Annotated in this window: 22 protein-coding genes; 3 read left to right on the top strand and 19 right to left on the bottom strand. The window is 62.1% G+C overall.

All coding sequences use genetic code 11. The features are described 5' to 3' along the window. Window positions 1–20: 20 nt before the first annotated feature. Together uvrA and ACK8CP_RS05005 are read right to left on the bottom strand one after the other, a co-directional pair. Window positions 21–2903, bottom strand: coding sequence for an excinuclease ABC subunit UvrA (gene uvrA / locus ACK8CP_RS05010; RefSeq protein ID WP_414833539.1), 2883 nt, complete (start codon window positions 2901–2903; stop codon window positions 21–23). Between the two features lie 117 nt (window positions 2904–3020). Continuing rightward, window positions 3021–3446 carry a VOC family protein gene (locus tag ACK8CP_RS05005; protein WP_414833538.1) on the bottom strand — a complete coding sequence of 142 codons (426 nt, stop codon included), beginning with the start codon at window positions 3444–3446 and terminating at the stop codon, window positions 3021–3023. Between the two features lie 170 nt (window positions 3447–3616). Between ACK8CP_RS05005 and ACK8CP_RS05000 the strand changes: the two genes are divergently transcribed. Further along, the gene (locus ACK8CP_RS05000) at window positions 3617–4102 is read left to right on the top strand and encodes a single-stranded DNA-binding protein (protein ID WP_414833537.1); all 486 of its coding nucleotides are present in this window, start codon (window positions 3617–3619) and stop codon (window positions 4100–4102) included. Window positions 4103–4199: 97 nt separating this feature from the next. On the opposite strand, the gene ACK8CP_RS04995 is transcribed toward ACK8CP_RS05000, so the two are convergent. Both ACK8CP_RS04995 and ACK8CP_RS04990 read right to left on the bottom strand, forming a co-directional pair. Further along, window positions 4200–5264 (bottom strand): cytochrome-c peroxidase, encoded by a 1065-nt coding sequence (locus tag ACK8CP_RS04995; protein WP_370642307.1) that lies wholly within the window; start codon window positions 5262–5264, stop codon window positions 4200–4202. A gap of 224 nt (window positions 5265–5488) precedes the next feature. Beyond that, a complete protein-coding gene (locus ACK8CP_RS04990) occupies window positions 5489–6448 on the bottom strand; it encodes a cation diffusion facilitator family transporter (RefSeq protein WP_414833536.1) in 960 nt (319 codons plus the stop codon). A gap of 193 nt (window positions 6449–6641) precedes the next feature. Here ACK8CP_RS04990 and trmFO point away from each other — a divergent pair, with 193 nt between their 5' ends. After that, window positions 6642–8042, top strand: a complete 1401-nt coding sequence (gene trmFO, locus ACK8CP_RS04985) for a methylenetetrahydrofolate--tRNA-(uracil(54)-C(5))-methyltransferase (FADH(2)-oxidizing) TrmFO (RefSeq protein WP_414833535.1) — start codon at window positions 6642–6644, stop codon at window positions 8040–8042. 33 nt (window positions 8043–8075) lie between these two features. On the opposite strand, the gene ACK8CP_RS04980 is transcribed toward trmFO, so the two are convergent. Genes ACK8CP_RS04980 through yajC form a run of 5 tightly spaced genes read right to left on the bottom strand, consistent with a single transcriptional unit; the run spans window position 8076 to window position 12255 of the window. Beyond that, the gene (locus ACK8CP_RS04980) at window positions 8076–8915 is read right to left on the bottom strand and encodes a phytoene/squalene synthase family protein (protein WP_414833534.1); all 840 of its coding nucleotides are present in this window, start codon (window positions 8913–8915) and stop codon (window positions 8076–8078) included. Window positions 8916–8932: 17 nt separating this feature from the next. Then, the gene (locus ACK8CP_RS04975; protein WP_414833533.1) at window positions 8933–9346 is read right to left on the bottom strand and encodes an Mth938-like domain-containing protein; all 414 of its coding nucleotides are present in this window, start codon (window positions 9344–9346) and stop codon (window positions 8933–8935) included. Further along, a complete protein-coding gene (gene secF / locus ACK8CP_RS04970) occupies window positions 9346–10284 on the bottom strand; it encodes a protein translocase subunit SecF (RefSeq protein ID WP_234628128.1) in 939 nt (312 codons plus the stop codon). The genes ACK8CP_RS04975 and secF overlap by 1 nt, the downstream gene beginning before the upstream one ends. A gap of 8 nt (window positions 10285–10292) precedes the next feature. After that, entirely contained in the window at window positions 10293–11897 is a 1605-nt protein-coding gene (secD, locus tag ACK8CP_RS04965) for a protein translocase subunit SecD (RefSeq protein ID WP_414833532.1), read from the bottom strand. 19 nt (window positions 11898–11916) lie between these two features. Further along, window positions 11917–12255 carry a preprotein translocase subunit YajC gene (gene yajC, locus ACK8CP_RS04960; protein ID WP_092816151.1) on the bottom strand — a complete coding sequence of 113 codons (339 nt, stop codon included), beginning with the start codon at window positions 12253–12255 and terminating at the stop codon, window positions 11917–11919. Window positions 12256–12410: 155 nt separating this feature from the next. Here yajC and ACK8CP_RS04955 point away from each other — a divergent pair, with 155 nt between their 5' ends. Continuing rightward, complete coding sequence (locus ACK8CP_RS04955; protein WP_414833531.1) at window positions 12411–13277, top strand: ATP-binding protein; 867 nt, start codon at window positions 12411–12413, stop codon at window positions 13275–13277. Window positions 13278–13310: 33 nt separating this feature from the next. On the opposite strand, the gene ACK8CP_RS04950 is transcribed toward ACK8CP_RS04955, so the two are convergent. From ACK8CP_RS04950 to nagZ, 10 genes are all read right to left on the bottom strand, one after another. After that, window positions 13311–14513 (bottom strand): peptidoglycan DD-metalloendopeptidase family protein, encoded by a 1203-nt coding sequence (locus tag ACK8CP_RS04950; protein WP_414833530.1) that lies wholly within the window; start codon window positions 14511–14513, stop codon window positions 13311–13313. A 95-nt stretch (window positions 14514–14608) separates the two neighbouring features. Next, window positions 14609–15280 (bottom strand): protein-L-isoaspartate(D-aspartate) O-methyltransferase, encoded by a 672-nt coding sequence (locus tag ACK8CP_RS04945; RefSeq protein WP_205649959.1) that lies wholly within the window; start codon window positions 15278–15280, stop codon window positions 14609–14611. After that, window positions 15277–16065 (bottom strand): 5'/3'-nucleotidase SurE, encoded by a 789-nt coding sequence (gene surE, locus ACK8CP_RS04940; RefSeq protein ID WP_414833529.1) that lies wholly within the window; start codon window positions 16063–16065, stop codon window positions 15277–15279. Before surE ends, ACK8CP_RS04945 begins: the two co-directional genes overlap by 4 nt. Next, window positions 16062–17363 carry a serine--tRNA ligase gene (gene serS, locus ACK8CP_RS04935; protein ID WP_414833528.1) on the bottom strand — a complete coding sequence of 434 codons (1302 nt, stop codon included), beginning with the start codon at window positions 17361–17363 and terminating at the stop codon, window positions 16062–16064. Before serS ends, surE begins: the two co-directional genes overlap by 4 nt. Before the next feature lie 153 nt (window positions 17364–17516). After that, window positions 17517–18302 (bottom strand): twin-arginine translocase subunit TatC, encoded by a 786-nt coding sequence (gene tatC / locus ACK8CP_RS04930; RefSeq protein ID WP_234628135.1) that lies wholly within the window; start codon window positions 18300–18302, stop codon window positions 17517–17519. Continuing rightward, window positions 18299–18820, bottom strand: coding sequence for a Sec-independent protein translocase protein TatB (gene tatB, locus ACK8CP_RS04925; RefSeq protein ID WP_414833527.1), 522 nt, complete (start codon window positions 18818–18820; stop codon window positions 18299–18301). Before tatB ends, tatC begins: the two co-directional genes overlap by 4 nt. 48 nt (window positions 18821–18868) lie before the next feature. Next, window positions 18869–19099, bottom strand: coding sequence for a twin-arginine translocase TatA/TatE family subunit (locus ACK8CP_RS04920; protein ID WP_414833526.1), 231 nt, complete (start codon window positions 19097–19099; stop codon window positions 18869–18871). Window positions 19100–19467: 368 nt separating this feature from the next. After that, window positions 19468–20121: an SMC-Scp complex subunit ScpB gene (gene scpB, locus ACK8CP_RS04915; protein ID WP_414833525.1), complete on the bottom strand. Its 654-nt coding sequence runs from the start codon at window positions 20119–20121 to the stop codon at window positions 19468–19470. Then, window positions 20114–20911, bottom strand: coding sequence for a segregation and condensation protein A (locus ACK8CP_RS04910; protein WP_414833524.1), 798 nt, complete (start codon window positions 20909–20911; stop codon window positions 20114–20116). The genes scpB and ACK8CP_RS04910 overlap by 8 nt, the downstream gene beginning before the upstream one ends. Then, window positions 20908–21936: a beta-N-acetylhexosaminidase gene (nagZ, locus tag ACK8CP_RS04905; protein ID WP_414833523.1), complete on the bottom strand. Its 1029-nt coding sequence runs from the start codon at window positions 21934–21936 to the stop codon at window positions 20908–20910. The genes ACK8CP_RS04910 and nagZ overlap by 4 nt, the downstream gene beginning before the upstream one ends. Window positions 21937–21945: the final 9 nt, after the last annotated feature.

Raw genomic sequence — 21945 nt, 5'->3', positions numbered from 1 at the left:
GCGCCTCGTCGCCGGACGCGCTATTCCGCGGCTTCCGAGCGCCGCATGCCACGTTCCAGAATTGGCTTCAGAAACTGACCTGTGTAGCTCCGCGGCTCCGCCACCACCTCTTCCGGCGTCCCGGCCACCACGATCTCGCCGCCGCCGTCGCCACCCTCCGGCCCGAGATCGATGATGTAATCGGCCGTCTTGATGACATCGAGATTGTGCTCGATCACCGCCACCGTATTGCCCTGCTCCACCAGCTCGTGCAGCACTTCCAGAAGCTTCGCCACATCGTGGAAATGCAGACCCGTGGTCGGCTCGTCGAGGATGTAGAGGGTGCGTCCGGTCGCGCGTTTCGACAGTTCTTTCGCAAGCTTCACGCGCTGCGCTTCGCCGCCGGAAAGCGTCGTCGCCTGCTGGCCGATGCGCACATAGCCAAGCCCCACGCGCGCCAGCGTCTTCAGTTTGTCGCGCACGGCGGGGATCGCCTGGAAGAAGCCGACGCCTTCCTCGACCGTCATGTCGAGGACGTCCGCGATAGACTTCTCCTTGAATGTGACTTCCAAAGTCTCGCGATTGTAGCGTTTGCCGTGGCAGACATCGCAGGTGACATAGACGTCCGGCAGGAAGTGCATCTCGATCTTGACGACGCCGTCGCCCTGGCAGGCCTCGCAGCGTCCACCCTTGACGTTGAACGAAAAACGGCCCGGCTGGTAGCCGCGCGCCTTCGCCTCCGGAAGCCCCGCAAACCATTCGCGGATCGGGGTGAACGCCCCCGTATAAGTCGCGGGATTGGAACGCGGCGTGCGCCCGATCGGCGATTGATCGATGTCGATCACCTTGTCGAGATGCTCGAGCCCGGCAAGCTCCGCATGCGGCGCGGCCTGTTCGCGCGCACCGTTGAGGCGTCGCGCGACCGCCTTATAGAGCGTGTCGATGAGAAGCGTCGACTTGCCCCCGCCCGAGACGCCGGTCACGCAGGTGAAGGTGCCGAGCGGAATTTTCGCCGTAACATCCTTGAGATTGTTGCCCGTCGCGCCGACGAGCTTCAGCCAGCGCTTCTTGGCAGCCTTGCGGCGCGTCTCCGGGACCTCGATCGCCCGCGCGCCGGACAGGTACTGGCCCGTGAGCGAGGCCGGACTTGCCATGATATCGCCGGGCGTGCCCTCCGCCACCACCTCGCCGCCATGGATGCCCGCGCCGGGCCCCACATCGACGACATGGTCGGCGGCCATGATCGCATCCTCGTCGTGCTCGACGACAATGACGGTATTGCCGAGGTAACGCAGATGCTTGAGGGTCTCCAGGAGCCGGGCATTGTCGCGCTGATGCAGACCGATCGACGGCTCGTCCAGCACATAGAGAACGCCGGTCAAGCCCGAACCGATCTGGGAGGCGAGCCGGATGCGCTGGCTCTCGCCGCCCGACAACGACCCGGAATTGCGCGACAAGGTCAGATAATCGAGCCCGACATCGTCGAGAAAGCGAAGGCGCTCGCGAATTTCCTTGAGAATGCGCAGCGCGATCTCATTCTGCTTTCCGCTCAGCTTTTCCGGCAATTCCGTGAACCAGCGGTTCGCCTCGCGGATCGAAAAATGCGACACCTCGCCGATGTTGAGGCTTGCGATCTTCACCGCGAGCGCTTCCGGCTTCAGCCGCAGGCCGTTGCAGGACGCGCATGGCGTCGAAGACATGTACTTGCCGATCTCCTCGCGCATCCAGGCGGAATCGGTTTCCTTCCAGCGCCGCTCCAGGTTCGGGATGATGCCCTCGAAGGTCTTCTTCGCCTGATATTTTCTGAGCCCGTCGTCGTAGACGAGAGCGACCTTATCCTTGCCGGTGCCATACAGGATGGCCTGGCGGGCATTTTCCGGCAGCTCCTCGAACGGAACCGTCAGGCTGAAGCCGTAATGCTGGGCGAGCCCCTCGAGCGTCTGCAGATAATAAGGCGAGCTCGATTTCGCCCAAGGGTGGATCGCCCCCTTGCGCAGGCTCAAGCGCGGATCGGGAACCACGAGATCGGGATCGATGCGCAGTTCCGATCCGAGACCGTCGCAGGTCGGACAGGCGCCGAAGGGATTGTTGAACGAAAACAGTCGCGGCTCGATCTCGGGGATCGTGAAGCCGGAGACGGGACAGGCAAACTTTTCCGAAAACACGATCGGTGCCGGCGGCTTCCCGCCTTCGCCCATATCCGCGAACTCGGCGACGGCGATGCCATCGGCAAGTCGCAGAGCCGTCTCCAGAGAATCGGCAAGCCGGCTTCCGGCATCCGCTCGCACGACGACACGATCGACGACGATATCGACGTCGTGCTTCAGCTTCTTGTCGAGCGCCGGCGCCTCGGCGATCTCATAGAAGGTTCCGTCGATCCGCGCGCGCTGAAAACCACGTTTCATATATTCGGCGAGATCCTTGCGGAATTCGCCCTTGCGGCCACGCACCACCGGCGCGAGCAGATAAAGCCGCGTTCCCTCCGGCAAAGCCAGAATGCGATCGACCATCTGGCTGACCGTCTGGCTTTCGATCGGCAAACCCGTCGCCGGCGAATAAGGAACACCGACGCGCGCAAACAAGAGCCGCATATAATCGTAGATTTCCGTCACCGTGCCGACGGTGGAACGGGGATTGCGCGACGTCGTCTTCTGCTCGATCGAAATTGCCGGTGACAGGCCGTCGATCTGGTCGACGTCCGGCTTTTGCATCATCTCCAGAAACTGGCGCGCATAAGCCGACAGCGACTCGACATAGCGCCGCTGTCCCTCGGCATAGATGGTATCGAAGGCGAGCGAGGATTTGCCCGAGCCAGAAAGGCCCGTCATCACGATCAGACTGTCTCGCGGCAGATCGAGATCGACGTTTTTGAGATTGTGTTCGCGCGCGCCCCGCACGGAGAGCGTCTTTTGCGGATCCGTCATGGCCGTTCCGGAGGATGGTGATGCGGGCGGGCTCGCCCGATGCTTATTTAGTGCAGCCGGAGTGATGGAAAAACCCCGTCCTTCCCGCTTCGCGATATGTGCGCTCTCGGACGCCGATCATTCGCCAAGAAGGACACGCCCATCCACATCGATTGTCCAAAACGGGTTGTGCGCAACCTCCCACAAATGCCCGTCGGGATCGGCAAAATAGCCCGAATATCCGCCCCAGAAGACTTCCTCGGCCGTTTTGACGACCTCGGCTCCCGCCGCCTCCGCCTCCTTCAAGACGACGTCGACCTCTTCGCGACTTCTCGCATTGAAGGCCAGCGTGATGCCCGAAAATCCGGACCCGTCCGGGTCGACTTTGGCATCGGCCGCCAGCGACGTCCGCGGATAGAGCGCCAGAACGAAACCGTTCAAATCATAGAACACCACTTCCTCGTGGGCATTCGCACGTTGCCAGCCGAGCCCATCTTCATAAAACTGCCGCGCGCGTGACAGGTCGACAACGCCCAGCGTCACGACACTCAGTCTCTGTTCCATAGGCTCGCCCCTCGTCCGATGATCTTGCGTGATATCGGCAAGGAACATACAGTGAACGGCATTCCGCGACAAGCGTCTTTGCAGGGGCCCGTTTACAGTTCGGCGGCGCTTGAGTGAAAAGGGGCAACCTTTGGCCGCTCTCGGCGGCTCCAGAAACGAGGGAGAATTTCATGGCCGGCAGCGTCAACAAAGTCATCTTGATCGGCAATCTCGGGGCCGATCCCGAAATCCGGCGCCTGAACGATGGCCGTCCGGTGGTCAATCTGCGGGTCGCGACGTCTGAGAGCTGGCGCGACCGCAATTCCGGAGAACGGCGCGAGCGCACCGAATGGCACCGCGTGGTGATCTTCAACGAAGGTCTGGCAAAGATCGCCGAGCAATATCTGCGGAAGGGCTCGAAGGTCTATCTCGAAGGCCAGCTGCAGACGCGCGAATGGGAAGACCAGTCGGGCCAGAAACGCTTCACGACCGAGGTCGTGTTGCAGGGCTTCAATTCGGCCCTCACCATGCTCGACACGCGTGCCGGCGGCGGCGGTGGCAGCTATGACGCCCCCTCCTCCGACCGGGGCGGACGTTCGGATTTCGGCTCCTCCGGTCCGATGGAAGGTGGCCGCGGCTCCTTCAAGGACGACCTCGACGACGAAATCCCGTTCTGATTTCGGGTCGACAGAGAAACAGCAGACAAAATGAAGGGCCGCTCACGCGGCCCTTCGCTCATGTGCCCAGGGTTGGGCCTTTCGGAAAACGTTTGGCTCAGTTGTTTTCCTGTCCCGGAACGGTCAGCACCGGACGCGGGGTCTCGTCCGTGCTCGCCGGCAGGATCGGATAATCGACCTGCGGCTGCTCGCCCGTCAGCGTGTGCAGGAACGCCACCATGGAATCGACCTCATCCTCGGTGAGCTCTGTGCCAAGCTGGGCCGTCGCCATCACCTGCACCGCCTGACGCAGGCTCCAGACCTGGCCACTGTGGAAATAAGGCGCGGTCAGCGCGATATTCCGCAATGTGCCGGCACGGAAGACATATTCATCCGTTGCCGTATGCGTCACCGCAAAGCGGCCCTTGTCGTCCGGCGGAAGGATGTCCGCACCCGGCTTTTCCACGACGCCGAACGGGAAATAATCCTGACCACCGACATTCACGCCGGAATGGCAGGACACGCAGCCCTTATCCATGAACAAGGAGAGACCGTGCTTCTCCTTGTCGTTCAGGGCATTCGCGTTGCCGTCGAGGAATTGATCGAAGCGGGAAGCCGGCGTCACCAGCGTCACCTCAAAGGCCTCGATCGCCTTTGCGACATTGTCGAGAGTGATCGGATCCTCGTCGCCTGAAAACACGACGTCGAAGCGATCCTTGTACTCAGGCATGCTGTTCAGAACCGCAACCACCTCATCAGGGGTGGAGTTCATCTCCACCGCCGCCTGCATCGGCCCGACGGCTTGCGCTTTCAGATCTTCCGCCCGTCCGTCCCAGAACTGGGCGATGTTGAAGACGGAGTTGAGAACCGTCGGCGCATTGCGGGGCCCGCGCTGCCAGCCGTGTCCGACAGAAGTCGGCTGCAGGTCCGTCCCGGCCAGGCCGAGATTGTGGCAGGTGTTGCAGCTCAGAAGGTGAGAAGAAGACAACCGCGGATCGAAATACAGCATCTTGCCGAGTTCGACCTTCTCGCGGGTGATGGCGTTGTTTTCGGGGGCCTGCACCATCGTCGGAATCGGATCGAAGAAGCCGTTGGCGTCTTCCATCAATTTCTGGTCGTCCGCAGCATAGGCCGCAGTGCCTAGCCCGGCCGTAAGTAGGAGCGAGACCAGCAAACGTGTCATCGCGCTCTCCATTCATTTGCGAGAGAGCCACGGGATATGAGACGTCAAGGCGAGCACGACCGGCGACCGTCGGGTCGGCTCGTGGCTTTTGGCGTTCAAGGCCCGCGACCCAGATCGCTGCCTCAGGTCGCGGGCCAACTCTAGCAGCGGGGGATGGGCTACTTTTGACTTAGATCAATTCTAAGGTAAGCTCGCTATTCTGTCGCATCTGGCCGCTCCTCGCCTCAGTGCGACGCAGCACCGCTCCGGCGTTCTTCCTCCACCGCGATTTTGTGATCCCCTGCAGATTGCACCTCGATGAAGAGACGGCGGATTGTCGGAATGCGTGCCTTGATGGCCTTTTCCAGACGCGTGATGGCGGCTTCGACGCGCCCGGCCGGCATATCGTCCTCAAAGTCGACCGAGAGCGCCAGCAGGATGTCATTGGGCCCGCGGTGCAATGTCCTGAGCTCGTTCAGCGCACGCACGCCCTCCTCTCCCTCGACGATCTCGCGCACCGTGGCGACCGTTTCCGGTGCCGCCGATTCCCCGATCAAGAGGCCTTTGGTTTCGATCGCGAGAAGGATTGCGGTCGTACCAAGAATGATGCCGATCCCGATCGAGGCGGCACCATCGAGCCACGGAAGATCGAGATAGCTGGCGAGGAACACGCCGATCAACGCGACGACGAGACCAAGGAGGGCGGCAGTATCTTCGTAAAGCACCGTGAAAACGGTGGGATCCTTGGAATGCCGAACGGCCTCGAAGAAATTGTGCCCTTCGTTCCTCTGGTTGCGAAACTCACGGTAGGCAACGGTCCACGACGCACCTTCGAACACGATCGCCAACGACAGAACGATGTAATTGACGAACGGAGACGTGATCTCGTTGGCGTCGGCGATCTTGTGCACGCCCTCATAGACGGAGACGCCAGCGCCAACCGCAAAGATCAGGATCGCCACCACGAAGGCCCAGAAATAGATCTCCGCGCTGTAGCCGAAGGGATGCGCGCGATCCGCCGGACGAGACGCCCGCTTCATCCCATAGAGAAGAAGCCCCTGGTTGCCGGTATCGACAACCGAATGGATGCCTTCAGACAGCATCGCCGAGGAGCCCGTATAGGCGGCGGCGCCGAACTTCGTGATGGCGATCGCCAGGTTTCCGACAAGCGCCGCATAAATTGCCTTCTTCGAGCTTCCGGCCATCTCAATCCCCGTTTTGTCGCCTTGGACGGCTATTGTTGCGCTGCCTGACAAGCATCATATGGATTCGCGCAGGCACCCTGCCTCTCCCCTTGCGATCTCGTTGGCAAGCGTCAACATGCACGGGCGTGAAGCGTTGCATTCGACATATTTCCCCCCAGCGACGAACGAAGCAGCAGAAGCTGAGAGACACGAAATGACGAGACCCATCCATGTTATCGGCGGCGGCCTCGCCGGCTGCGAAGCCGCCTGGCAGATCGCCGAAGCCGGCATCGCCGTCGTGCTGCACGAAATGCGGCCCGAGGTCGAGACGCCGGCCCACAAAAGCGACGGTCTCGCCGAGCTCGTCTGTTCGAACTCGTTCCGCTCCGACGATTCCACGAGCAACGCCGTCGGTGTCCTGCATGCGGAGATGCGAGCCGCGGGTTCACTCATCATGCGCGCGGCCGACCGCCATCAATTGCCTGCGGGCTCGGCGCTTGCTGTCGATCGCGACGGTTTCTCCGAAGCTGTAACACAGGCCATTGCCGATCACCCCTTGATCCGGATTGAACGCGGCGAGATCTCCGGCCTGCCCAATCCCGACCAGCCGACCATCATCGCCACCGGCCCTTTGACGAGCGGCGCGCTCGCGACCGCAATCCGCGAAGCGACGGGCGAAGACCAGCTTGCCTTTTTCGACGCAATCGCACCGATCATCCATCGCGACAGCATCAACATGGATATCGCCTGGATGCAGTCCCGCTACGACAAACCCGGGCCCGGCGGTGACACGGCCGCCTACCTGAACTGTCCGATGGACCGCGCCCAGTACGAGGCCTTCATCGAGGCGCTGCTTCAGGCGGAGACGGCCGATTTCCGCGAATGGGAAAAGGACACGGCCTATTTCGAAGGTTGTCTTCCGATCGAGGTGATGGCGGCGCGCGGAGCCGAAACCCTGCGCTGGGGTCCGATGAAGCCGGTCGGCCTCACCAATCGGCACAAACCCGAGGAGAAGCCGTGGGCTGTGGTGCAGCTCCGCCAGGACAACAAGCAGGGCACGTTGTTCAATATGGTCGGCTTCCAGACCAAAATGAAATACGGCGAACAGACCCGTATTTTCCGAATGATTCCGGCTTTGGAGAATGCTGAATTCGCGCGGCTCGGCGGCATTCACCGCAATACGTTTCTGCGCTCACCAAAAATCCTCGACGAGACGATGCGCCTGAAGGTGCAACCCCACATTCGTTTCGCCGGCCAGATCACCGGCTGCGAAGGCTATGTCGAATCGGCCTCCATCGGGCTTCTCGCCGGCCGCTTCGCGGCCGCTGAGGCACTTGGCGATCAACCGGCTCTGCCTCCGGATACGACAGCCCACGGAGCGCTCCTCGCCCACATTACCGGCCGCAATCTCGTGGATAAGGAGAACGGCGACTTTCAGCCGATGAACGTCAATTTCGGCCTTTTCCCGGACATCGAGGCGCCCACAAAAGACGAGGACGGACGCAGAATGAAGGGCAAGGAGCGCGGCGTGGCACGTAAGCGCACGCTCGCTGCACGCGCACTCGCCGATTTTACGAGATGGCTTGCGGCCAACGAGTTGCGGAAGCCCGCCTGAGACGCGAAGCGTCTTCCGTGAAGCTCAGGTGGATCAGCGGCCCTTGCCGAAACCGGCAAACACCATCCGGCTCAGGACGCTGAGCGCAGGCATCCGCTGAGGAGACGTGACGAATCTGGCTGGATCCCGCCCGATTCGGGCAAGCAGGACATCCGCGGCTTTCAATGGCAGAAAGGCCGTTCGGGCCTCCCTGCGAACCTGCTTCAGCGCTGCGGCCGCGCGGCTTCGGTGCATGCGCCCGAAGGCGACGAGTTCGTCGATTGGCGCGACGAGCTGTTTCACTTCGGCGGAATAGACCTCCTCCGGAGAGAGCCCCACCCTCTGGAGAAGCTCGGCGGGAATGACGAGACGCCCCCTCGCCCGCGCGCGTGCGCTGTCCCAGAGGCTCATGGCGACGCCATAGGCAATGCCCGCATGCCCCGCCGCCTCGGCAAGCTCACTGGCCTCTCCGCCCAGAAACAATCCCCCCAGCTGAAAGAGGCTCGACTGCGTCTCCCCCATTCTCCCTTCGAGATCGGCAAGTGTCGCAGGAGGATCGGCGTAAAGGTCTCCGTGCCGCGCTTCCGTAAGTGCGGCAAGGGCGTCGGCCGAAAGTCCTTTTTCTCGCAGCGCCAAAGCCAGCCGATCGACGATCGGCGAGCCGCTCGCCTGCCCCGCCACCGCCAGGTCGAGCGAATCGCGCCACCAGGTCAGACGGATCTCCCCGAGCGTCGCCTCTTGCACGATATCGGCGACCTTTTCCGCCTCGACTGCGAAGGCGTAGAGCGAGAAAAGTTCTTCGCGCACATTTTGCGGCGCGAACAACACCGAGTAGTAGCGCGGAAGATCGCGCTCGCGCACAGGCTCAACGAGGGTGGGATCGGGCTCGGCCATGAGCCGGAGCTAGGGCTTCATTCCGGATCGTCGACAGCAATCAGCGCCGCAGCAACCGCCCGCTCTTCCGCAAGCAGGATGTTGTAGGTTCGCGAGGCCGCGCCCGTCGCCATCACTTCCGGCCACAGACCGGCAGCTTCGAGATCCGATTTCACCTTCGGATCGAGGGGAACGAGATTGCGCCCCGTCCCGATCAGAAGCACTTCGATCGAAGAGACTTCGGCTATTGCCGGTTGAAGCGCCTCGAGGCTGATTTCCTCCGGCCTGGTGACACCCCAGCCGAGGATCGCCGAAGGCAGCATCAGGATCGATCCACGATGCGACATGCCGGCAAAACGGAAACCGCCATTCCCGTACGCATCAACAGGCGCGCGTCCCGGGAAACGACCGCCCTCGGGCGGCCCAGACTGTCTGTCTCCGCCCGCTGGCATCAGCTTGTCGCGGGCTTCTTTGCGGTTTCCGGCGGGGCCACCTTCTCAGGCCGCAGATTGAAGAAGATCAGCATCGGCGCGGCAATGAAGACCGTGGAGTACGTGCCGATAAAAACGCCCCAGATCATCGCCGCCGTGAACGAACGGATGACCGCTCCGCCGAAGAAGAACAAAGCCGCCAACGCGATCAGCGTGGTCAGAGACGTCAGCAACGTCCGAGACAGGGTCTGATTGACCGACAGATCGATGATGCCCCGGATCGGCGTCTGCTTGAACTTCCGCAGCATTTCACGCACGCGGTCGAAGATCACCACGGTGTCGTTCAACGAATAGCCAACGATCGTCAAAATCGCCGCGATCGAAGACAGGTTGAACTCGATCTGCGTGATCGTGAAGAACCCGATGGTCAAGATGACGTCGTGAAGAAGCGAGGCGATGGCACCGATGGCGAACTGCCATTCGAACCGGAACCAGATGTAAAACAGCACGCCCACGAGCGTCACGAGGACCGCGATCGTCCCGGTCTCGGCGAGCTCGCCGGACACACGCGGCCCCACGACTTCGACGCGACGATAATTGTAATCGTCGAAGCCAAGCGCGTTCTGCACCTTCTGCACGGCCGCCTGCTGCGCCTCGTCTCCGCCGGGCTGCGTCGCGATCCGAATGACGGCTTCGTTGCCGGAGCCGAAGCCCTGAACCTCGAAATCGCCCAGTTCGAGCGGTTGCAGCGTCTGCCGCACCGCGCCGATATCGACGGCTCCGCTCTGGCTCTGCACCTCGATCAGGGTTCCTCCCCTGAAATCGATGCCGAGATTGAGGCCGACGACGAAGAACAAGACGAGCGACGCCACCATCGCGACCACCGAGGCAGGAAAGCCCCAGCGCGCAAAGCGCATGAACGGGATCGTGGTTTCGTCGGGAACGATGCGGAATGGCATAGCGATACTCAGATCGGCACTGTCTTGGGGCGCTGCGAGCGAACCCAGACGGCGACGATGAAGCGGGTCAGAACAAAGGCGGTGAAGACGGTCGTCAGAATGCCGAGAGCAAGGGTGACCGCAAAACCACGGATCGGACCGGAACCCAGAGCGAAAAGCGCGAAGGCAGCGATCAAGGTCGTGATGTTGGCATCAAGGATCGTGCCGAGCGCCCGATTGAAACCGGCCTCGATCGCATTGATCGCGGACCGCCCAAGCTTCGATTCCTCGCGTATTCGCTCGAAGATCAGCACGTTCGCGTCCACCGCCATACCGACCGTCAGCACGATGCCGGCAATGCCCGGAAGCGTCAGAGTCGCCTGCAACAGCGTCAAGAGCGCGAGCAGAAGCACGATATTGCAGATCAACGCGACATTCGCGAAGACGCCGAAGAGGCCGTAGACGAGCACCATAAACACGACGACACCGGCCGTGCCGATCAACGCGGCGATTTCGCCAGCGGCAATCGAATCTCGACCGAGGCTAGGTCCCACCGTGCGCTCCTCGACGATGGTGAGGTCGGCCGGAAGGGCGCCGGCCCGCAGCAGAACAGCGAGATTCTGCGCGCTTTCGACGGTGAAATTGCCCTCGATTTGGCCGGAACCGCCGAGGATGGGCGAGCGGATGACGGGGGCCGTGATGTATTTGTTGTCGAGGACGACCGCGAAGCGGCGCCCGACGTTCTGCTGCGTCAGCTGTCCGAAAATCGATCCGCCGCGGGAATTGAAGCGGAAGGTGACGATCGGCGTGTTCGTCTGCTGATCGAAGGCCGGCTGAGCGTCGACGAGATCGTCGCCGGAAAGCCGCGCCCGCGATTCGACGAGAACCGGACCGTCATTGGGATCGGCCGGCTCGACGATCTCACATCCGGCGGGAGGACGCCCCTGCTGCGCGGAGACGACGTCGCCCTCCGGGCACTCCAGATGGAATGTCATCTTCGCCGTCTGGCCGAGAATTTCTTTCAGCCGGCTGGTATCTTCAAGACCCGGGACCTGAACGAGAATGCGATCGTCGCCTTCGCGCTGGATCGTCGGCTCGGTGGTCCCGAGCGCGTTGATACGGCGTCCGAGAACGGACAGGCTCTGTTCGACGGCCGAGCGGGTACGCTCTTCAAGCCCCGCCTCGGTCAGGTTCAGTGTCACCTGCGCGCCGTCACGAGAGACTTCGACCTCGCTCACAGACCCCTGTCCGAAGAGCCCCGATTGCACGGGATTGGTCAGCGGACGCAGAAGCTGCATCACACGATCTGCTTCGCTCGGCTCGCGCAACGTGAACGTCACGCTTTCTCCGCGGCTGCGCAGATTGCGGTAGCCGATGCGTTCGTCACGCAAAGTCTGCCGAACATCGCCGACCAGTGTCTGAAGCCGATCTTTGACCAGCGAATCGCGCTCCACCTGCAAGAGCAGATGGGCGCCGCCTCTCAGATCGAGGCCGAGGACGATCTGGCGCTTGGGCATGAAAGACGGCCAGGCCTGAACCGTCGCGGCGGAAAAAAGATTGGGAAGCGTCACGATCACCCCCGCCACGAGGACGAGGATGATGAGAACGATCTTCCAACGAGCGAAATAGAGCATGAAAAGGCGGATCCTGAGGTCAGGCGGCGGAGCCGCTCACCGGCTCGGCCTTTGCTCGAACCTCATAAATGAGGCCTCTTTGCGCCCGCACCTTCACGCCTTCGGCAATTTGCACTTCGAGCTCGTTGTCGTCGATCACCTTGGTGACCTTGCCGATGAGCCCGCCGCCGGTCACCACCGTGTCGCCACGACGGATCGCCTTCAGCATCTCTTCCCGCTTCTTCGCCTGCTGGCGCTGCGGACGGATGATGAGAAAATACATGATCACGAAGATCAGGATGAAAGGCAGAAGCGAAATCAACATCTCACCGCCGCCACCTGCGCCTGCGCCTTGCGCATAGGCCGGAGTCACGAACATAAAGGCCTCGGAATTTGCTTGCGGACCCGTCGGTCCAAACCGGCGCGGACTATAGCTGTGGCGCGCCCCTTTGCAACCGGTCCCGGCACGAGCGATCTGTCGACCCCTCGATCCTTATGTTACCGAGACGCCCCGCCTGTAGGACGTGAACCCAAGTGACTCAAGACCAAACCCAAAACCTCATTCCTCTCCTTGAACGGATTGCCGGCGCTCTGGAGCGGCTCGCTCCGCCCGTCGCACCGCCGCTCGACCTCTCCGCCGATGCCTATGTGTGGGATCCGCAGCCACCTCGCCTCGTCCCGGTGAAACACGTCAACCGGCTCGAAATCGAGCTTTTGCAGGGCATAGACCGCTCTCGCGAGACGCTGCTTGAGAATACGCGGCACTTCGCCAAAGGCTATGCGGCCAACAACGCCCTGCTTTGGGGCGCGCGCGGGATGGGAAAATCCTCGCTGGTGAAATCCGTCCACGCGCAGGTCTCGGCCGAAGCGCCAGAGACGCCTCTCAAGCTCGTCGAAATCCATCGCGAGGACATCAACACGCTGCCCGACTTGATGAACACCATCCGCGATCGAGCGGAGCGATTCATCTTTTTCTGCGACGACTTGTCCTTCGATGCCGACGACACGTCCTACAAATCGTTGAAAGCAGCACTCGAAGGCGGCGTCGAGGGCAGGCCGCGCAACATGATCTTCTACGCCACCTCGAACCGCCGCCACCTGCTCCCCCGCGACATGATCGAGAACGAGCATTCGACAGCGATCAATCCATCGGAGGCAGTGCAGGAAAAGGTGTCGCTCTCAGACCGCTTCGGCCTGTGGCTCGGCTTCCATCACTGTGATCAGACGCAGTATCTGGCGATGGTGCGCGCCTATGTGGAGCACTTCGGCATCGCCACGCCAGAAGAGGAATGGCGTCCTCGCGCCCTTGAATGGGCAACGACGCGGGGCAGTCGTTCCGGCCGCGTCGCCTGGCAATTCATTCAGGATCTTGCAGGACGGACGGGTCAGTCGCTCGGCTGACTGACCCGTGACCGCAACCCGGAAGGCGCCCGCTCAAGCGGACGCCATATGTCCCACCGGATTGACCGGGGTCGCTCCCTTGCGGAGCTCGAAATGCACCTGCGGCGAGGTGACGTTGCCGCTCATTCCGGACTTCGCGATGATCTGACCGCGCCGGATCTTCTCACCGCGCTTCACCAGCAGCTCGCTGTTGTGGGCATAGGCCGAAACCCAGCCGCCCTCGTGCCGCACGAGAATCAGATTGCCGTAGCTCTTCAGCTCGTTGCCCGCATAGATGACCGTGCCGTCTTCGGCGGCCTTGACGGCTGTACCCTCCGGCACGGCGAGATTGATGCCGTCGTTGCGTTCACCGTTCGGCTTGCTGCCGAACTCCGCAATGATGCGCCCGTGCACCGGCCAGCGGAAGCCCGCGCCTCCAGATTTGGCCGTGGTATCGGCTGCAGGCGCCGTGCTTTCTTGCTTGGGTTCCGCCGATGGCGGCGTGTAGCTCACCGGCGTCTTTTCGGGCCGCACCTCAGGCTTCGCTTCCGGCTGTGCATCCGACATCGTTCCATCTTTTGGATCGACGCGAGCAACCTGTGTTCCACCGCCGGACGGAATTCGCAGCGTCTGACCGGGGCGGATATTGCCGCCTTCAATGTTGTTGGCCGAGGCGAGCTCGCTCGTCGTAACGCCATGCGCATGGGCGATACTCCAAAGCGAATCACCGGAGCGAACTGTATAGCCCCCACTCGAGGCCACGTTGCTTTGCTGGCGCGGCTGCGGGGCTTCGGTCCGCGCAACCGCAGGCTCCGCACGGCGCGGCTGAGGCGTGCCTTGCGAATCGACGGTCACCTTCCCGAGAGGCTTCGGCATGCCGCTCGGCGCGTAAGGCTTCGGCGGCGTATAGGGTTTTGGAGCGGCTGCCTGCTGTTGCGGGTAGCTCGTCGGCGCGCTCGAATAGCTCTGCTGCGTCCCGGCGGAACCCGGATAATTGTAGGCGGTCTGATAACCGCCAGAGGGTGGCGGCAACTGCCGCGACTGGACCGCGGGCGATGGCGCCGCGAACTGTTGCGGTGCCTGATAGGCATTCGCCTGGGCAGTAATTGTCTGCTGCTGATTCGCCGTTGAGCCGGTGTAGATGGGCTCAGTCAGACGTATGGCATCGGCGCTGCACCCGGCACCGAGCCCGGTAATCAGGGCGAGCGCGCTAATGCGGGTGAACCAGAAGCTGGCAGACTGACGGTATGACCTCATCGAACAAACTCACGCAGGCATTGGGGATGCTGACGTGATGTAAAAGCATTAACATTGAAAAGGCGTTAAGGGACGCCGGCAAAACGAACCGAAAATCAAAGATTGCGGGCAATTCCTTCGATCAGCGGCACGAAACGGACGGCGCCGAGATCGCGGGTGTCCACCCGTGTCCCCTCTTTGCGAAAAAGCGTCAGCCGCTGCACGGCGTCGACCGGTCCGACCGGCGCAACGAGAATGCCGCCATCGACCAGTTGCGCGACGAGTTTGGCGGGTGCGACGGCCGCCGCGGCCGTGACCAGGATCCGATCGAAGGGCGCCTGTGTCGGCCATCCCTTCGACCCGTCGGCGACAATGCCGGCGATATTTGTGATGCCGAGAAGATCCCAGCGCGTCTGCGCCAGCTCCAAAAGTGTCCGATAGCGCTCGAGCGTCGTGACCCGGCGCGAAAGCCTAGCGAGAATGGCGGCCTGGTAGCCTGACCCGGTACCGATCTCCAGGACATGGTGACGCGGTTCCAGCTCAAGAGCCGCCGTCATCATCGCGACCACCGAAGGCGCACTGATGGTCTGCCCGCATTCGATCGGCAAGGCGCGATCGAGATAGGCATCGTCTCGATACAGATCCGGGACGAAAGCCTCGCGCGGCACCGTCTCGATCGCCCCGAGCACCTTTCGGTCGGAAATACCGAGTTCACGCAGCCTCAAAATGAGGCTGGCCAGCCGAACCCGCGCCTCCGGATCTGGCTCGATGGCAGGATCGTCGTTCACGAAGAGGCCCGTTTTGCCCCGCTTGGAGCCGTGAAATGCCGCGTGAGCTCCTGGCGGGCAGGCTCATCGGTCATGTCCAGAGACAAGGGCGTGACGGAAATATAGCCCTGCGCGAGCGCCGCCAGATCGGTCTCAGGGGGCGGCTCCATCTTCGAGTGCTTGAAGGCGATCCAGAAATACGGCCGCCCGCGCCCATCGCGACGTTCGTCGATATGCATCCAGTCGGCGGCGCGCTTGCCCTGGCGCGTGAGAAGAACGCCCGAAACATCGTCAGCTGTTCGATTGGGAAAGTTGACGTTGATGAGAACGCCCGGCGTCAGCTGCAAATCGAGCACGCGCTGGATGATCCCAGGGGCATGCGCTCTCGCGCAATCCCATCTCGGATCGTCGATCGTGTCCGCTCCGAACGCCTGCGACAGAGCAAAGGACCGGATCCCGAGGATCGTCCCTTCGATCGCACCTGCAACCGTACCGGAATAGCTCACATCGTCGGCGATGTTCTGTCCCCGATTGACGCCAGAGATCACCAGATCCGGCTTTTCGCCGATGACGACCTTCGAGGCCATGATCACGCAATCCGTCGGCGTTCCGCGCACGGCGAAATGGCGCTCGTCCACCTCTCGCAAGCGCAGAGGATCGCTCAGGGTCAACGCATGCGCCACGCCGGATTGATCCGTCTCAGGCGCGACCACCCACACATCGTCCGAAAGCGCGCGAGCGATCTCCTCCGCGACCTTCAGGCCCGGAGCATGGATTCCATCATCGTTGGTGACGAGAATCTTCATGCGCCGATCCGCTCCATGCCACCCATATAGCGCCGCAGCACCTCCGGCACCGTGATCGAGCCGTCGTCATTGCGGTAATTCTCCATGACGGCAATCAGGGCACGCCCGACGGCCACGCCGGAACCGTTCAACGTATGCACGAACTTCGGCTGCTTTTCGCCTTCGGCCCGGTAGCGGGCATTCATCCGACGCGCCTGGAAGTCTCCGCACACGGAACACGACGAGATTTCCCGGTAGGCGCCCTGCCCCGGCAGCCAGACTTCGATGTCGTATGTGCGCCGCGCGGCAAATCCCATGTCACCCGTCGAGAGGACGACGACGCGATAAGGCAGTTCGAGCTTCTTGAGCACCGTTTCGGCGCACGCCGTCATGCGCTCATGCTCTTCGAGGCTCGCCTGCTGACTGGTGATGGAGACGAGCTCGACCTTGTTGAACTGATGCTGTCGCAGCATGCCGCGCGTATCGCGCCCGGCCGAACCCGCTTCGGACCTGAAACAAGGCGTCAACGCCGTGAAGCGGAGCGGCAGCTCCGCTTCTTCGAGGATCGTCTCACGCACGAGATTGGTGAGCGGCACTTCCGCCGTTGGAATGAGCCAAAGACGCGCGGCCGAGGCTTCATCGTCATCGACGGCTGCGGTCGCATAGAGATCTTCGGCAAATTTCGGCAGCTGCGCAGTGCCAAAAAGCGCATCATCCCGCACCAGGGTCGGCGGCGCGACCTCCGTGTAGCCGTGCTCGCTCGTGTGAAGATCGAGCATGAACTGGCCGAGCGCCCGCTCCAGACGCGCAAGCTGGCCCTTCAGCACCACGAAACGCGAGCCGGAGAGTTTCGCCGCGCTTTCGAAATCCATCAGGCCCAGGGACTCGCCGATCTCGAAATGCTCCGGCGCGCTATCGCTCAACATTGGATCGCCGAAGAGGCGCAGCTCGACATTGGCCGTTTCGTCGGGGCCCACGGGCACGTCGGGCAAGGGAACGTTCGGGATTTCGGCGAGCGCCGTTCGCAGCGCTTCCCCGAGGGCCCGCTCCTGGGCTTCGCCCTCCTGGATGGCACTCTTCAGCTTGGCGACCTCGTCGATGAGGTTTTGGGCCGCGGCTTCGTCGCCGGACGCCTTCGCCTTGCCGATCTGTTTCGAGGCCTGGTTGCGCGCGTTCTGCGCCTCCTGCAACTGACGGATATGGGCGCGCCGCTCATCATCGAGATCGATCAGGCGTTGAGCGGCCGGGGCCGCCCCTCGATCAGCGAGAGCGCGGTCGAGCGCCTGCGGATCTTGGCGAATCCATGTGATGTCGAGCATCTTTCGCGAACCTCTGCTGGACGCCTTGCGGCGACTCCGCGTGCTTGTCTATGGCCGCAGGGCGTAACGCAACGACGGCCGCGGTCAAGTCTCGCTTTGCAGAAGATCCGACGATGCGGATGCCATCAGCGGCCCAAGACCGGGTTCGCCCGACTATGTCGCAGCTTCCTCGGCCCTTGCAGCGTTTTTTAGCTCGACTCGCCGAACAGCGTAGATGGAGATCTCGTAGAGAAGAATTGTCGGCACGGCGAGACCGATCTGGCTGATCGGATCGGGCGGCGTGAGGACCGCTGCCAGGATGAAGGCGATCATGATGGCGTATTTGCGTTTGGACTTGAGCATCGCCGCATCGACGATCCCGACGCGGCCGAGGAGCGTCAGGATGACCGGAAGCTGAAACACGAGGCCAAAGGCGAAGATCAGCGTCATGATGAGGCTGAGATACTCGTTCACCTTCGGCAGAAGCTCGATCGTCGCGCGGCCTTCGCCACCCGTCTGTTCCATCGACAGGAAGAAGGCGAGCGCAAGCGGCATCACCGCGAAATAAACGAGCGCCGCGCCGATGATGAAGAGGATCGGCGTCGCGATCAGGTACGGGTAGAACGCCTGACGTTCATGCTTGTAGAGCCCCGGCGCCACAAATTTGTAGATCTGATTGGCAATGACCGGGAATGCCAGGAAGAGCGCGCCAAAGAAGGCAAGCTTCATCTGCGTGAAAAAATACTCCTGCGGAGCGGTAAAAATCAGACGGATGCTGCGGTCCGCACCGGCTGCGCGCTCATAGGGAATGATCAGCAGATTGAAGATCTGGTCCGCAAAATAGAAGCAGACCACGAACGCGATCGCGATTGCGATCAAGGCGCGCAGAAGACGCTGACGCAGTTCGATCAGATGTTCGATCAGCGGCGCCCGTGAAGCTTCGATATCGTCGTCGCTCATGCTGCGTCGCTCGTGCGCGGGCTTCCGCCTCTGTTGTCGGGAGCTTCTTCGGCCACCCCTTCATCCTTGCTCGACGCCACATCCTGCACTTTTTCTTCCGCCGGTGCCGTGCCCTCGTCCACCCCCGTCGCAGGTTCGGTCGTCGTGGGCTCGGTCAATGCGGGTTCGGCCGACGCGGAAGGCGTCTCCTCTGTGGGCGCGAGAGCGGATGGTACCGGCTCTGCCGTCGACTTCTGGCCACTCCGATTGGCGGCGGCCTCGACGTCTTTCTTGACGCCGGCGAGCGGATCCATCTTGGAAATCGATTGCAGCGACTGCCGGGTTTCGTCCAGCCCGGCCTGCCGCTCAGCCTCTTTCAGAGCATCGTCGAGCTGACGCTTGAAATCGTTCGCGGTACGACGGACCTGGCCCATCGTCTTGCCGAACGTGCGCAGCATTCCAGGCAGATCTTTCGGCCCGACGACGATAATCGCCACACCGGCGATCACCACCAGTTCAGTCCAGCCGATATCAAACATGGCCGAGCTCAAACATAGATTGTGCTGGGTTCGCCGTGGCCGATGCCGTTAGCCGACCTTATTCTTCTTCTCCGCCGGTTCCACGCTGGCGGGGTCGTTGTGCTCGATGGTCCGGGACTGGTTCGTCGACGTGGTGTCGTCCTCGTCGTCCTGCAGGCCCGTCTTGAAGCTCTTGATGCCTTTGGCGACATCACCCATCAGGTCAGAGATCTTTCCGCGCCCGAACAGGAGCACGATGATGATCGCGATGATAACGATCTGCCAGAAGCCTATCGACATAGGATAAACCTTTCAAAACTCGCCACGGCCGGTCGCGGGACTATTGCAAATCGTCGGATTCGCATCAACTCGCCCTCTTCTCCGATCCCCTGCCGCGTCACGAAGCTACGGCCGACATTGAGATCCGCTGGACCAGCGTTTCCTCCACAAAGTCTCGGAGTGATATAAGTGGCCCGATCCTTCAAAGCCACATCGAATTCTGCGCAGTCCGAAAGGGACGAAACCTTCCGCAGGGTCCGCCTCGGCAAACGACGCTCATCCACAAGAGCGGTGAGATTGAGGCTGGAACAGCCGGCGTTTTGCCGCAGATCGGCAAGGGCAAAAAATACGCCGATTCCCAAGAGTCGTTGGGGCGCCCAATCAATTCCTCAGTCGCCATCCAAAGGCTCTTCGTCGTCCCGCAGCGCCTCGCTCCCAAAGGCAGGAGGCGCTTCGAAGCCCGGAGGAATGTTGGCGTTCAGAAGGCCCGCCGCCTTCAGGTCGAGGAGACCAGGCAGATCGCCGATTGCTGCAAGTCCGAAATGATCGAGAAATTCGTTCGTCGTCCCGAATGTCAGCGGGCGCCCAGGCGAACGCCGACGCCCCCGCGGCCGCACCCAACCTGTCTCTAGAAGGACATCCAGCGTACCCTTGGAGGTCGAAACGCCCCTCACCTCTTCGATCTCCGCGCGCGTGACCGGCTGGTGGTAGGCGATGATGGCGAGCGTCTCCATCGCGGCCCGAGAGAGCTTGCGCTCCTCGACCTTGTGCTCCTGCAACAGAAAGCCGAGATCGCTCGCAGTGCGGAATGCCCAGCTATCGCCGATGCGCCTCAGATTAACGCCCCGGCTCGCATAAGCGGTCTGCAATTCGTGCAGGAGCACGTCGACCGTCACGCCCTCGGGCATCTTGGCAGCCAGTTCCGCCTCGCTCATGGGCTTCGCCGAGGCGAACAACATCGCTTCGAGCATCCGCAAATGCAGCCGGCGGTCCTCCGGCGACAGGCTGGTGACATTGCTGCCGCTGGCGAAAAGATCAGGCACGCTTCGCCTCCAGCGAAGCAGACCTCCGCCGCACGTAGAGAGGTGCAAAATTGGAGGACTGCGTCAGTTCCAGCTTGCCCTCCCGCACCAGTTCGAGACTAGCCGAGAGCGCACTCGCCCGGGCTGTCGCCCGCAGTTCCGGCTTGGCCAGAAACTCGGTCAGATAGGTGTCCATCGGCATCCAGGTCGCATCTTCGCCGATCAGGCGCATAAGGCGATCGCGCGCTTCCTGCAGACCGATGACTTTGCGCTTCTTCACCTTCACGAAGCTCGCAAACTGGCGCGCACGCAAAGCCGAATAAGACTGCAAGAGGTCGTAGAGCTCCGCCCCCCACCGCATCGTTCGGTCGCTCGCGATGGCTTCCGGCATACCGCGCTCGAAGAAGCCGGACCCGAGCTTGTCCCGGTCCGACAGCCTCTCGGCCGCTTCGCGCATGGCTTGGAGGCGCTTCAGGCGGAAAGCGAGCCGCGCCGCCATTACCTCGCCAGACGGTTCTTCCATCGGTTCGGGATCGGGCAGAAGGAGCCGCGACTTGAGATAGGCGAGCCACGCAGCCATCACGAGGTAGTCGGCAGCGATCTGCAGATGCAGCTTCCGTGCGTGATCGATGAAAACGAGATACTGCTCGGCCAAAGCCAGCACCGAAATCTTTGTCAGATCGACTTTCTGACTGCGGGCGAGAGCAAGAAGCAGGTCGAGCGGGCCTTCGAAACCATCGACGTCGACAAGCAGCACGTCGGCGTCGTCGACGGGCGTATCTTCCTCGAAAGCATCCGCCGCAGCACTCATCCGAGAACCCTGTCTGATCCCAGCAATTGCGACAACCGCTCGTGCAAGAACGCTCGGTCTCCGACCTCGTCGGCAACACTTGCAACAAGGGACGTCTCGGCACGCTCAAGCGCATCGCCGGAAAGCTCCGGAACAGCCTTCGCCACGTCGCGCATCTCTTCCATCTCGCCATTGCAGTGAAGGACGATGTCGCAGCCGGCGGCAATCGCACGCCTGGAGCGTTCGGCCGGACTGCCGCTCAGCGCTTTCATGGAGATGTCGTCCGTCATCAGCAGACCACCAAAACCGATTCGCTCACGGATGATGTTAGCGATGATTGGAGCGGAATGCGTGGCCGGCTGGGCGTCGTCCACTGCGGAATAGACGACATGCGCCACGATACCGAGTGATGCGCGCGTGCCCAACATCCGAAACGGCGCGAAATCGACGGCCTCGAGTCCCGCCAGACCCGCATCGACGACGGGAAGCTCCTCATGGCTGTCGCAAGCCGCGCGACCATGCCCAGGCAGATGCTTGATCACCGGCGTCACGCCACCGGCCCTCAATCCGGTCATGACGGCACCGCCGAGCGTCACCACCATTTCGACCGTGTCCCCATAGGCGCGATCGCCAATGATATCGTGGCTGCCCGGCCCGGGCACATCGAGAACTGGCAGGCAATCCACGTTGATGCCGAGTTCGATGAGGTCGAGCGCCATCAGCTTCGCGGCAAGCTGTGCCGCCTCGATGCCGGAAATCGGATCGGCCTTGTAGATGTCCCCGAAACGCTTCGCCGGGGGATAGGAGCGCACCACCGGCGGACGAATACGTTGGACGCGGCCGCCTTCCTGGTCGACCAGGATCGGAACGTCGGGACGATCGAGCGTCTCGCGGACACTGTCGGTCAGGCGCCGGATCTGGCCGGCATCTTGGATGTTGCGGGCAAAGAGAATCACGCCCCAGGGTTTTTCATCGCGCAAGAAAGCGCGTTCTTCCTCGCCGAGCGTGAGCCCGGCGAGGCCGCAAGCGAAGGCCTTCGCCATCATTCAGATCGA

Source organism: Afifella sp. YEN Y35 (genome assembly GCF_047553465.1).
Classification (GTDB): Bacteria; Pseudomonadota; Alphaproteobacteria; order Rhizobiales; family Afifellaceae; genus Afifella; species Afifella aestuarii.
This window is presented reverse-complemented; position numbering and strand designations above follow the sequence as displayed.

Coding starts and splice junctions, on each gene's coding strand:
- uvrA (WP_414833539.1), bottom strand. CDS start 2,903: ATGACGGATCCGCAAAAGACGCTCTCCGTGCGGGGCGCGCGCGAACAC.
- ACK8CP_RS05005 (WP_414833538.1), bottom strand. CDS start 3,446: ATGGAACAGAGACTGAGTGTCGTGACGCTGGGCGTTGTCGACCTGTCA.
- ACK8CP_RS05000 (WP_414833537.1), top strand. CDS start 3,617: ATGGCCGGCAGCGTCAACAAAGTCATCTTGATCGGCAATCTCGGGGCC.
- ACK8CP_RS04995 (WP_370642307.1), bottom strand. CDS start 5,264: ATGACACGTTTGCTGGTCTCGCTCCTACTTACGGCCGGGCTAGGCACT.
- ACK8CP_RS04990 (WP_414833536.1), bottom strand. CDS start 6,448: ATGGCCGGAAGCTCGAAGAAGGCAATTTATGCGGCGCTTGTCGGAAAC.
- trmFO (WP_414833535.1), top strand. CDS start 6,642: ATGACGAGACCCATCCATGTTATCGGCGGCGGCCTCGCCGGCTGCGAA.
- ACK8CP_RS04980 (WP_414833534.1), bottom strand. CDS start 8,915: ATGGCCGAGCCCGATCCCACCCTCGTTGAGCCTGTGCGCGAGCGCGAT.
- ACK8CP_RS04975 (WP_414833533.1), bottom strand. CDS start 9,346: ATGCCAGCGGGCGGAGACAGACAGTCTGGGCCGCCCGAGGGCGGTCGT.
- secF (WP_234628128.1), bottom strand. CDS start 10,284: ATGCCATTCCGCATCGTTCCCGACGAAACCACGATCCCGTTCATGCGC.
- secD (WP_414833532.1), bottom strand. CDS start 11,897: ATGCTCTATTTCGCTCGTTGGAAGATCGTTCTCATCATCCTCGTCCTC.
- yajC (WP_092816151.1), bottom strand. CDS start 12,255: ATGTTCGTGACTCCGGCCTATGCGCAAGGCGCAGGCGCAGGTGGCGGC.
- ACK8CP_RS04950 (WP_414833530.1), bottom strand. CDS start 14,513: ATGAGGTCATACCGTCAGTCTGCCAGCTTCTGGTTCACCCGCATTAGC.
- surE (WP_414833529.1), bottom strand. CDS start 16,065: ATGAAGATTCTCGTCACCAACGATGATGGAATCCATGCTCCGGGCCTG.
- serS (WP_414833528.1), bottom strand. CDS start 17,363: ATGCTCGACATCACATGGATTCGCCAAGATCCGCAGGCGCTCGACCGC.
- tatC (WP_234628135.1), bottom strand. CDS start 18,302: ATGAGCGACGACGATATCGAAGCTTCACGGGCGCCGCTGATCGAACAT.
- tatB (WP_414833527.1), bottom strand. CDS start 18,820: ATGTTTGATATCGGCTGGACTGAACTGGTGGTGATCGCCGGTGTGGCG.
- ACK8CP_RS04920 (WP_414833526.1), bottom strand. CDS start 19,099: ATGTCGATAGGCTTCTGGCAGATCGTTATCATCGCGATCATCATCGTG.
- ACK8CP_RS04910 (WP_414833524.1), bottom strand. CDS start 20,911: ATGAGTGCTGCGGCGGATGCTTTCGAGGAAGATACGCCCGTCGACGAC.
- nagZ (WP_414833523.1), bottom strand. CDS start 21,936: ATGATGGCGAAGGCCTTCGCTTGCGGCCTCGCCGGGCTCACGCTCGGC.